At 66.8% G+C, this 10,642-nt stretch carries 8 protein-coding genes and 1 pseudogene; 3 read left to right on the top strand and 6 right to left on the bottom strand.

Annotated features, from left to right (window positions below; all coding sequences use genetic code 11):
• Both GM672_RS28210 and GM672_RS02390 read left to right on the top strand, forming a co-directional pair.
• Positions 1-496, top strand: a pseudogene (locus GM672_RS28210) (cytochrome P450); the annotation flags it as partial.
• Positions 493-849 carry an antibiotic biosynthesis monooxygenase family protein gene (locus GM672_RS02390; RefSeq protein ID WP_155468926.1) on the top strand — a complete coding sequence of 119 codons (357 nt, stop codon included), beginning with the start codon at positions 493-495 and terminating at the stop codon, positions 847-849. The pseudogene GM672_RS28210 and the gene GM672_RS02390, both read left to right, overlap by 4 nt.
• A 10-nt stretch (positions 850-859) precedes the next feature.
• Here GM672_RS02390 and GM672_RS02385 read toward each other — a convergent pair whose 3' ends face one another.
• Positions 860-3,001, bottom strand: a complete 2,142-nt coding sequence (locus GM672_RS02385; RefSeq protein WP_155468925.1) for a TonB-dependent siderophore receptor — start codon at positions 2,999-3,001, stop codon at positions 860-862.
• Between the two features lie 147 nt (positions 3,002-3,148).
• On the opposite strand from GM672_RS02385, the gene GM672_RS02380 reads away from it, so the two are divergent.
• On the top strand, positions 3,149-5,269 hold the full coding sequence (locus tag GM672_RS02380; protein ID WP_170299897.1) for a 3'-5' exonuclease: 2,121 nt from the start codon (positions 3,149-3,151) through the stop codon (positions 5,267-5,269).
• A 7-nt stretch (positions 5,270-5,276) separates the two neighbouring features.
• Here GM672_RS02380 and ggt read toward each other — a convergent pair whose 3' ends face one another.
• From ggt to GM672_RS02355, 5 genes are all read right to left on the bottom strand, one after another.
• Complete coding sequence (gene ggt / locus GM672_RS02375; protein ID WP_155468923.1) at positions 5,277-7,028, bottom strand: gamma-glutamyltransferase; 1,752 nt, start codon at positions 7,026-7,028, stop codon at positions 5,277-5,279.
• A gap of 1 nt (position 7,029) precedes the next feature.
• Entirely contained in the window at positions 7,030-7,425 is a 396-nt protein-coding gene (locus tag GM672_RS02370) for a hypothetical protein (protein WP_155468922.1), read from the bottom strand.
• 283 nt (positions 7,426-7,708) lie between these two features.
• Positions 7,709-8,608, bottom strand: coding sequence for an RNA polymerase sigma factor RpoH (gene rpoH / locus GM672_RS02365; protein ID WP_188915897.1), 900 nt, complete (start codon positions 8,606-8,608; stop codon positions 7,709-7,711).
• Positions 8,609-9,070: 462 nt separating this feature from the next.
• The gene (gene ftsX, locus GM672_RS02360) at positions 9,071-9,985 is read right to left on the bottom strand and encodes a permease-like cell division protein FtsX (RefSeq protein ID WP_155468921.1); all 915 of its coding nucleotides are present in this window, start codon (positions 9,983-9,985) and stop codon (positions 9,071-9,073) included.
• Positions 9,982-10,641 (bottom strand): cell division ATP-binding protein FtsE, encoded by a 660-nt coding sequence (locus GM672_RS02355; protein WP_155468920.1) that lies wholly within the window; start codon positions 10,639-10,641, stop codon positions 9,982-9,984. Before GM672_RS02355 ends, ftsX begins: the two co-directional genes overlap by 4 nt.
• Between the last annotated feature and the right edge of the window lies 1 nt (position 10,642).

Below are 10,642 nucleotides of genomic sequence, written 5' to 3'. Positions count from 1 at the left end.
CCGGCTGGTCGCCGAGCCGCCGGCGGACGCGCCGCTGCTGCACGCGGTGCTGGCGCGGGCCGGCGCCGTCGATGCCGACGTTTTGCTGGCGAACCTTCTCGGGCTGCTGTCGCAGTCGTACGAGGCGACGGCGGGGCTGATCGGCAATTGCATCGTGGCGCGGCTGCGGGGCGCGAAGGACGATCCGGCAGCCCTGGTGGACGCGGTGATGCGCGACGATCCCGCCATCCACAACACGCGGCGCTACACGGCGCGCGCCATCGACATCGAAGGCGTGGAGGTCGACGCCGGTCAGGCCATCCTGCTGGTGCTGGCGGCGGCCCGCGAACCGTTCGGCCATGGCCGCCATGCGTGCCCGGGCCAGGCGCTGGCACGCGCGGTCACGGTGCAGGCAGTGGTCGCGCTGGAAGGCTGTTTACCCGACGTGGGCTGGCGCTACCGGGCATCGCCCAATGCGCGCATGCCGGAATTTCTCGATGGAAGGGAAAAAGCATGATCGCCGTGATCTTTGAAGTGACCCCGCACGCGCAGGGCCGCCAGCGTTACCTCGACATCGCTGCATCCTTGCGGCCCCTGCTGGACAGCGTCGACGGCTTCATCTCCATCGAGCGCTTCCAGAGCCTCTCCGACCCGGCCAAGCTGCTGTCGCTGTCGTTCTTCCGCGACGAGGCGGCTGTCGCCCGGTGGCGCGCGCTGGAAGCGCACCGGGCGGCCCAGGCCGCGGGGCGCGGCGTGGAAGGATCAGGGCTGTTCGCCGATTACCGGCTGCGCATCGCCGGCGTCGTGCGCGACTACGGCCTGGAAGACCGTGCCCAGGCGCCCGTGGACAGCCGCGCCAGGCACGGTTGACCGATCCGCGTCAGTACTTCCAGTTCAGCGTGACGCTGGCATTGCGCGGCGCCGCGTAGTAGCTCTGGCTCCAGTAAAGGCTGGTCAGGTACTTCTTGTCGGCCAGGTTGTTGACATTGGCCGACACGCTGAGCTGCTTGTTGATGTCGTAGCGTGCCATCAGGCCCAGCACCGCATACGAGCTTTGGCGGATGACGGCGCCGTCGGCCTCGTTGCGGTAGATGTCATCCTGCCAGTTGGCGCTGGCGCCCACCGTCAGTTGCGGCAGGGCCGGCACCTGGTAGGTGGTCAACAGGCGCAAGGTACGGCGCGGCAGGTAGGTCTTGGCCGCGTTGCCCGCTTCGTCCTCCAGTTTCAGCACGGCGAAGCCGGCGCTCGCTTGCAGGCCGCGCGCCAGTTCGCCCGACAAGTCCAGTTCCACGCCGCGCGATTCGGCGTTGACGCCGCGATACCAGGCCCGGGTGCCGATCATGCCGGCCTGCTCGGCGGTGTTGTCCTGCTTCGTCTTGAAGATGGCGGCCGACGCATTGAGCTTGCGGTTGAACCATTCGCTCTTCACGCCCAGTTCGGCCGTCTTGCCTTCCATCGGCGCCAGCGTCGCGCCGGTGGCGTCGGTCTCGCTTTGCGGATTGAAGATGGCCGTGTAGCTGCCGTAGGCGGTGACGTTGGCGGACAGGTCGTAGGTCAGGCCGACATAGGGCGTGGTCTTGCTGGCCGACTTGAAGCGGCTGTCGCCATAGGCCGTGCCGGCGCTGTCGGCCTTGGTGGTGGTGACGCCCGTGATCAGGTGCAGCGGGTCGGAGAGGCTGAAGCGTGCCGCCACGTAGGCCGACTTGCGCTTGTCCTCGTACTCGCTGCCGTTGGTCGACGCGTCGAAGGTGGGTTCGGGGTAGGCGCCGTTCCAGCCGGCCAGCGACGGCAGCGGATTGCCGATGCCCTGGCCGTAGTAGGACAGGTCGTCGATGGTGGACCTGGACCAGTTGGCGCCGAAGGTCAGGTCGTGTTCGCGCCCGCCCAGGGTGAACTTGCCCGTAGCGGAAGCGTCGAACAGGGTCTGCTTGATGTCCGAGTTGTAGATCGACGGGTAGGCGTACAGGCCCAGCCCCGTGGCGCGGTCCGGCGTGCCGTAGGTGTAAAACAGCTTGCTGCGGGTTTCGGATTTGTTGCGCGACAGCGTGGCCTGGGCGCGCCAGCCGTTGCCGAACCGGTGTGCCAGTTCCACGAAGCTGCGGTTGTGCTCCACGCGCATGCTGGTCCAGTCGGTCGCCGTGCTGGTGCCCACGTCGTAATCGGTCGGCGTCAGGTCGGTGTAGTACAGGGGAATGGCGCCCCACATGGCGCCGTTCGATTTGCCGGTCTGGTTGGTATGGCCGGCCGTCAGCGTCGTGTCCCTGGACAGTTTCGCTTCCAGTACGCCGTAGATCACCTTGCGGTCGGCCGAGTAGCGGTCCAGGTAGGAGTCGCCCTTCTGGTAGGCCGCCACCACGCGTCCGGTCAAGGTGCCCGCTTCGTTCAGTGCGCCGGACAGGTCGCCTTCGATGCGACGCTTCTGCCACGAGCTGTAGGTGGCCGAGACGGAAGCCTTGACCGCGGCGGTGGGGCGCTTGCGGATGAAGTTGACAGTGGCCGAAGGATTGCCCGTGGCGGACATCAAGCCGTTCGCGCCGCGCACGATATCGACCCGCTCGTACAGCACCGTATCGAGCTCGCCGCTGACGTTACCGAACACGAAGGGCGAACCGACGCCGTCATACTGGAAGTTGGTGATGTCGAAGCCGCGCGCCGTGTAGTAGGTGCGGTCCGTCTCGATGCGCTCGACCGTCACGCCGGTGCTGTTGGCCAGCATGTCGTTGACCGAGTCGAGGCGGAAGTCGTCCATCTGCTGGCGCGTGACGACGGAGACCGACTGCGGCGTCTCGCGCAGGCTCAGGTCCAGGCGGGCCGACGAAGCGCTGCTGCGGGTGGTGTAGCCGGCGTCCTGTTCGCCCTTGACGACAACGGTGGCCACCGGTGCATCGGCCGCTGCCGGCGCGGGCGCGTCCACTGCCGCCCCGTCGGCCGGCGCTGCATGGGCCAGGCCGCACAGCAGGGCGGCACCGAAGGCGAGGGGGGTGAGGCGCAGAGCGCGGCGGGCCGGGGCGGTGGCAAACATGTACTTCCTTCCAGGTAAAAGTTGTTAACGCAAATGAGAATGATTCGTATTGTATATCGAACCGGGCGAAGCTGCCCAGGAGCCGGCCCGCCACCCCGGGCGACCTGATACGATGGCGCGCTTCACGCCATGTATTTCGAGACTGCCATGACCGCCTATTTCATCCCCAACCGTATCCGCCCTACCGGGGAGCAGCTCGACCTGCAGACGGCCACGCAGCCGGTCGTGCTGGGCGAGGCCAATGCCGGCGCCGCCAAGACGACGACCCTGGCCCTGCGCATTGCCGAGTCGATCGCGCGCAAGGTCGATCCGGCGCGCATCCTGGCGCTGGCCTTCACGCCCGAGGCGCGCGACGTGCTGCGCCAGCGCCTGCAGGATATCGGCGTGCCGTGGGAGACCGTGGCGCAGGTCGACATCCTCACCATCGAGGAGCTGGCCATGCGTTCGCTGGCGCAGCTCGAAGGGGGCGAAGTGAAGCTCACCCTGCAGCCGCGCCGGCTGAAGGCCCACGTGTGGTCCGCCATCGACACCGTGGCGGAGCGCTACGTGGGCCGCTACGACACGCTGGACCTGCGCAAGTCCGATATCGCCGTCTCGGCCTTCCTGGACGCGCTGCTGCGCCTGAAGGCGGGCATGAAGCTGGCCAGCGACTATTACGGCGAGGACGATCCGGTCGAAGCGGCCGAGCTGGCCGGCGTGCCGCTGACGGACTGGCTGGTGGCGCAGGCCTACGAGAGCGCGCGGCTCGATGGCGAGGAACGCGCGGTGTTCCGCACCGCCTTCGACCCCACCTACGACCTGGCGCGCAGCCTGCAGCGTTCACCCGACTGCGCCGGCGTGTTCCCGCGCTACCGCGTCGTCGTCTGCGACGAGCTGCACGACATGAACGAGGCCAGCTTCCTTATCGTCGAGGCGCTGATCCGCGCCACCGGCGCCTTTTTCACGGGCGTGGGCGACAAGCACCAGGTCATCCACGACCAGTTGGGCGCCAGCCACGCGTTCCTCGACTTCCGCTTCAAGCAGGCATTCCCGGCGCTGCGCGCCTATCCGCTGACGACGACCTATCGCCACGGCCCGCACCTGACGATGGCGATAGCCCAGCTGATGGACAACAACGCCAGCTCCGGCGTGGCCGAGCATACGGAAATCCGCCAGCTCCATTACGACGGCGCAGCCGACTGCGCACGCCAGGTGGTGGCGGCCATCAAGCAGTGGAAGGACGACAAGTACCGGCTGGAAGACTGCGCCGTGCTGATGCGCGACCGGCACCAGTCCGTCGCCATCGAGAACGCGCTGATCGGGGCCAATATCGCCTACCGCACGCCCGTCATGAAGGGCTATATGCAGCGCGAGGAGATCCTGTTCCTGCGCGGCGTGCTTGCCATCGCGCTGGCCGACTTCCAGGCCGTGAAATCCTACGAGGTGCGCACGGCCATCGTCGAGGCGCTGGCCGTGTTTTCCGGCATGGAGGCGGCGGACGGTTTCGAGAAGGTCAAGTACGACCTGGCCAAGGAGCCGCAGCTCTTGGTGGGCTTCTTCCAGGGCCACCTGGGCGGCGACGCGCTGGCCGGCTCGGGGACGGCGTTCGCGGACGTGATGCGTTACCTGCTGGCGGTGCCGGCGGACAGCCCGGCCGGCGACGTGTTGCGGGAGGTGGCGGCGCGCATGGACCTGGCGGCCGTGGCCAAGCGGGTGTACGTCAATCCGCATGAGGCATCCGTGGTGACGCGCTCGGTGCAGGGCTTTATCGACACGGCGGGCGAATCGGGCCTGGGGTTGGCCGCGTTCTGGCAGAAGATCAATGCCGCCGAAGTCTTCGCGACCAGGAAGCGCGACAAGAACTTCGTCTTTCTCGACATCGTCGCCGACGTCAAGGGCAAGGAGTTCGGCCACGTCATCATGCCCTGGCTGGAGCAGGGCGAATTCCCCGACCCGGCCATGCCGCCCAAGACGGAGCGCAACCTGTTCTACGTGGGCGTGAGCCGCACGCGCCAGCGGCTGACCTTGATCTCGCCCGCGCAGCCGGAGCGGCGCAGCGTCTACCTGCGCCAGATGCAGATCGCGGCCGTGGCGCCGAAGGCGGACCACGCGCTGCGCCAGATCGAGGACACGGCCGTCGTTGACGGCGTGCAGCGCACCTACCTGACGGCCCGCTACGAGGATCGCGAGGAAGTGCGCCAGCTGGGCGCGCAGTACGACCCGGTGCGCAAGAAGTGGTTCATCCAGTCCGGCCAGGATACGGCGCCATTCCGCCGCTGGCTGAACTGAGCCGGCTTCAGTGGGCCTTGTTCTGCACCAGGGCACTGCCTATGCCGTGGCGGCGTCGTTCGCTGACGGCCGTGACGGTGCCGTCCGGATTGAAGACGATGGCATTGGCCGCGCCGATTTCCTCCGGCGCGCTGCTCCATCGGTGGCCGTAGCGGGCCAGCGCGTGGGCCTGGGCCGTGCCGGCGAAGCCCGGTTCGACGTCGGTGGTGGCGCCGTTGCGCTGCGACAGGCGGGGCGCAGCGATGGCGTCATCCATCGGCATGCCGAAGTCGACGTGGTTGACGATGGTCTGCAGCACGGTGGTGATGATGGTGGCGCCGCCCGGGCTGCCGACGGTGAAGGCCGGCTTGCCGTCGCGTAGCGCGATGGTGGGCGCCATGCTGCTGCGGGGGCGCTTGCCCGCTTCCGGCACGTTCGGGTGCGGTCCCGTGAAATCGAAGTCGGTCAGCTCGTTATTGAGCAGGAAGCCGTAGCCCGGCACGACGATGCCGCTGCCGCCCCACGATTCGATGGTGAAGGTGTAGGCGACGATATTGCCTTCCTTGTCGGCCACCGTCAGGTGCGTCGTGTGGGCCCCTTCGCGCAGCAGCTTGCCCTTGGCGGGCAGTGGCCGCAACGGCACGCTGGCGTCGCGCTGGAAGGCATACGGGTCGCCGGCCGCGACGCTTGCCGTGGGCGCCTTGCGCCCGTCGATCAGGGCGCGCCGCTTCGCCGCGTAGTCCTTGCTGAGCAGGCCCGCCACGGGCGCTTCCACGTATTCCGGGTCGGCCAGGTAGGCATTGCGGTCGGCGAAGGCCAGCCGGCTCGCTTCCAGGTACAGGTGCTCGGCCTGGGCGCGGGGCAGCTTGCCCAGCTCGAAGCCTTCCAGGATGTTCAAGGCCTCGCCTACCGCGACGCCCCCGCTGCCAGGCAGGGGCATGCCATACAGTTCGTAGCCCCGGTAGGTGGTGCGCACGGCGGGACGCAGGCGCGCTTCGTAGTTGGCCAGGTCCGCCAGGGTCATGGCGCCGCCCATCACCGCGCTGCCTGCCTTGGTGGCGGGCCGGTTGACGGCGTCGACGATGGCCTGCGCCAGGGGCCCTTCGTAGAAGGCGCGTACGCCGCCCGTGGCCAGCGCCCGGTAGGCCTTGGCCATGTCGGGATTGCGCAGCAGGGTGCCGGCCGGGATTGCCTTGCCGTCCTCCAGGTACAGGGCCGCGGTGGCGGGGAACCGGCTGAACTTGGCCGTATTTTCCGTCACCATGCGCGTGAAGTTGTCGTTGACGGTGAAGCCGTCGCCGGCCACGCGAATGGCCGGCGCCAGCACCTGGGCGAACGACATGGTACCGTAGCGCTGCAGCGCCTCGTGCCAGCCGCGCACCGTGCCGGGCACGCCCACCGACAGGCCGCTCGCCACGGTAGTGTCGAAATCGAGTTCCTTGCCGTTGGCGGTGAAACTCGAAGGCGTGAAGCTGGCCGGCGCCGTCTCGCGGTGGTCGATCGTGATGACTCTTTTTTCCTTGGCCAGGTAGACCACCATGAAGCCGCCGCCGCCGATGCCGCAGCTGAACGGGTCCGTCACGCCCAGGGTGGCGGCCGCCGCCACGGCTGCATCGATGGCGTTGCCGCCGCGGTCCAGGATCGCCAGCGCCGACTGCGAGGCCTGTTCGCTGATGGTGGCCACGGCGCCGCCGGTGCCGGTGGCGACGGGGGTCTTGGCGTGGACGGCGACGGTGACGAGCGTGAGGACGATGGTGCAGAGGGCGGGGCGGACGATCATGTCATTTGGCCTGGGCGATGGTGACGCGCACGTTGATGCGGTAATCCGGCGCCGCCGTGGCGTGCAGGGCGGGCGGCTCGGGCGGTTCGAGCTGCTCCAGTGCGAAGGTCAGGCCATCCTGGGTGACCTTGGGGCTGGCATTGGGCATGTTCTCGGCCAGCACGAAGTTACGGCTGCCGGCCGCGTTCGTCAAGCTGAAGGCATAGCTGATATAGCCGGCCCACACGCACACGGCGCCCTTCTTGCAGCGGCTGTCGTTGATCCTCTGCAGGGTCAATGTGGTGCCGGGGCCCAGGGTGACGGTCTCGCCCTGGCGCAGCGCATAGCTGGCACTGGTGCGGGGCGCGGAAGCGCTGTTGCCGGCCGTGCCGGCGGTGCCGTTGCCTGAGGTGGTCATATCTAGGGGACTTTGGGTTGCACTGCAGGCGGCGACGACGCCAAGTACCAGCGCCACCGCCACCATTGTTGAAATTCTTGCTTGCATGAATCCTCCATGCCGTGACTGAGGGAGGATATTATCGAAAAAGCATCAAGCGGGCCGCACGGCAGAGCCGATGTTGCTTCAAAAATGGGGACAGACCCCATTTTCTAAGCAACTATTGCTCAAAAAATGGGGTCTGTCCCCATTTTCAGGCAATAAAAAACCGGGCGGAAGCCCGGTTTTGGTGGAGCGGTGGCGCTTAGACGAAGGCGGCCAGCGAACCCTTCATCTTTTTCAGCGCGGCCGATTCGATCTGGCGGATGCGCTCGGCCGAGACGCCGAATTCGTCGGCCAGCGTGTGCAGGGTGGCGCCGGAGCCGTCGTCGTTGGCCAGCCAGCGCGCCTCGACGATGCGGCGCGAGCGGGGGTCGAGCTTGGCCAGCGCCGTTTCCAGGCCCTCGGACTGCAGGCGCGTGACCTGTTCCGCTTCCAGCACCTTGGTCGGCTCGGTCTGATCCGACGACAGATAGGCGATGGGGGCGAACTTGTCGTCCTCGTCATCCGTCGGCGATTCCAGCGCGATGTCACGGCCGGACAGGCGCGTTTCCATCTCGATCACTTCCTCGCGCTTGACGTCCAGCAGCTTGGCCAGCTGGTCGATCTGCGTCGGCGTCATCGCGTCCAGGCCCGTCTTGTGGCTGCGCAGGTTGAAGAACAGCTTGCGCTGTGCCTTCGTCGTCGCCACCTTGACCAGACGCCAGTTCTTCAGGATGTACTCATGCATCTCGGCCTTGATCCAGTGCATCGCGTACGATACCAGGCGCACGCCCTGGTCCGGGTCGAAGCGCTTGACGGCTTTCATCAGGCCGATATTGCCTTCCTGAATCAGGTCGGCGTGCGGCAGGCCGTAGCCCAGGTAGCCGCGGGCGATCGACACCACCAGGCGCAGGTGCGACAGGACCAGCTTTTCAGCGGCCTTCAGGTCGTTGTTTTCCTTCAGGCGGCGGCCCAGCTGCATCTCGTCTTCATGAGTCAGCATGGGCAGGCGGTTGACGGCCGAAATGTAGGCATCCAGGTTGCCCAGGTTGCCACTGAAGCCGAGGCCCAAAGCACTCGTGCCGGCTGGAACCAGGGCGGTAGGTGCGGACATCATGTTCATTTTCGTTCCTCGCTTGAAGGTGGTGCAATAGGCCGTGCGGGATTGCAGAGGGCACTGTATGGCGTACAGCATGCAGTGTGGAACTTAATCTCGTCTTAACCTTGACAACCGGGACAAGCGCTCCAACATTGCGTATGAACATATATTAGCACTCTCCATCGGTGAGTGCCAATCGCTGCGATTCTATGACCCTGATAGCATTAAGGCTATCGGAAACGCAGATCCCACAGTACACGAGAGAAACCCGAAGTTCCGACGATATTGTCAGTGTTTGTGGCAGATCAAATGGAGAGGCCAGATTATCGTGCCGGGAAAGCCGTGCTCTGTGCGTGAACGCACGCTTGCAGGGCGGCGTCCCCATGCCTGCGGGGCGACGCCGGGGCACTGTGGGAAGGCTCCGACAGGCACGCAGGGCAATTGACTGTCGAGTCAGGCCGGGCGCGCGGGCACCCTGCCAACAGTTCAAGACAGTCGTTTCAGCTGGCGCCGCACGGACAGCGCCGCGCCGATCAGGCCCAGGCCGGCCGACAGGGCCAGCAGCAGGGCCATGGCCAGCGGCTCCAGCGGTGCCAGCTGGAATTCCGATGCATACAGGCGCGCGAACTCGGCAATGGAAAGGTTCAGGGGCCGCAGGGCCAGGGTGACGGCGCCCAATGCCACGACGCCGGCGCACAGGCCCAGCAGCGCGCCCGTGTAATAGAAGGGACGCTGGATATACGTATCGGTGGCACCGATCAGCCGCAGTACGAGGATTTCTTCCCGCTGCGTCAGCACCTGTAACCGGATCGTGTTGAACACAACGGCGACAACGACAGTGCCCAGGGTGGCAGCCAGCAGCAGCAGGGCCATCCGCAGCACGCCCAGCAGGGCGGCCAGCCGCTTGACCCAGCTGGAATCGACCTGCACGGAATCCACGCCGGGAATGGCGCGCAACTGCTCGGCCACATCATCCACGTGGGCGCTCTGCGCCGCACTCTGGAAGGCGTTCAGCTTGACGACATAGCTGTCCGGCAGGGGGTTGTCGCCCAGCGTGTCGATGACGCCGGCCAGGCCGTTGCGGTCCTGCAGCTCGGCCAGCGCCCCTTCGCGGGGTACGAACACGATCTTGGCATCCTTCGCCACGGCGCGCAGCGACCCGGCCAGGCCCTGTGCCTGTTCGCGCGGCAGGTCCTGCTTCAGGAAGACGGACAGCTCCGGGTCGACGGACAATTGCTCCGACATGGGCCGGACGTTGTCCAGCACGGTCAGGCCCGCAAAGGGCAGGGCCAGCGCGATGGCGACGACGAGGATATTGAACAGGAAACTGCCCGGCGCCCGGCGCACATGCACCAGGGCCGAACCGAGGGCGAACCCGTGTTGACGCAGCCACACGCTCATGCCGCCTCCGCCTGCAGTTGGCCTTGCACGAGGCGGATAACGCGGGCGCCGCTGTCGAGCACATGTTCGTCGTGGGTGGAAATCAGGCAGGTCACGCCGACCTTGTTGAAAGCCCGCAGCGCGTCGAAGATCTGGTTGGCGCTGTCGCGGTCCAGGTTGGCGGTGGGTTCGTCAGCCAGGATGATCTGGGGCCGGTTGACGATGGCGCGGGCAATCGACACGCGCTGCTGCTCGCCGCCGGACAGGGCCATCGGCTGGGCATTCGCGCGGGCCAGCAGGCCCACCTTGTCGAGCGCGGCGCGGGCCCGCTCCTCGGCCTGGGCGCGGGACAGGCCCGTCACCAGCATCGGCATCATCACATTGGCAAGAACGGTACGGTCCGTCAGCAGGCGCTGCTGCTGGAAGATCAGGCCCAGGTTGCGGCGCAGGAAGGGCACGCCGGCCGACTTCAGCTTGCCGATATCGGTGCCGTTGACGGTCACCTTGCCGGACGTGGGGCGCTCCATCGCGGCGATCATCTTCAGCAGGGTCGACTTGCCGGCGCCGGACGGGCCGGCCAGGTAGACCAGTTCGCCCTTGTTGATCGTCAAGGTGACGGCGCGCAGGGCCGTGGTATCGGCGGCGTATTGCTTGGAAACGTCGTGGAATTCGATCATG

This window comes from Pseudoduganella buxea (assembly GCF_009720835.1).
Taxonomy (GTDB): Bacteria; Pseudomonadota; Gammaproteobacteria; order Burkholderiales; family Burkholderiaceae_D; genus Rugamonas; species Rugamonas buxea.
Note: the sequence above shows the minus strand (reverse complement) of the source record. Positions and strands in the feature narration are given on the sequence as shown.

Coding starts and splice junctions, on each gene's coding strand:
- GM672_RS02385 (WP_155468925.1), bottom strand. CDS start 3,001: ATGTTTGCCACCGCCCCGGCCCGCCGCGCTCTGCGCCTCACCCCCCTC.
- rpoH (WP_188915897.1), bottom strand. CDS start 8,608: ATGAACATGATGTCCGCACCTACCGCCCTGGTTCCAGCCGGCACGAGT.
- GM672_RS02355 (WP_155468920.1), bottom strand. CDS start 10,641: ATGATCGAATTCCACGACGTTTCCAAGCAATACGCCGCCGATACCACG.
- GM672_RS02390 (WP_155468926.1), top strand. CDS start 493: ATGATCGCCGTGATCTTTGAAGTGACCCCGCACGCGCAGGGCCGCCAG.
- ggt (WP_155468923.1), bottom strand. CDS start 7,028: ATGATCGTCCGCCCCGCCCTCTGCACCATCGTCCTCACGCTCGTCACC.
- GM672_RS02380 (WP_170299897.1), top strand. CDS start 3,149: ATGACCGCCTATTTCATCCCCAACCGTATCCGCCCTACCGGGGAGCAG.
- GM672_RS02370 (WP_155468922.1), bottom strand. CDS start 7,425: ATGACCACCTCAGGCAACGGCACCGCCGGCACGGCCGGCAACAGCGCT.
- ftsX (WP_155468921.1), bottom strand. CDS start 9,985: ATGAGCGTGTGGCTGCGTCAACACGGGTTCGCCCTCGGTTCGGCCCTG.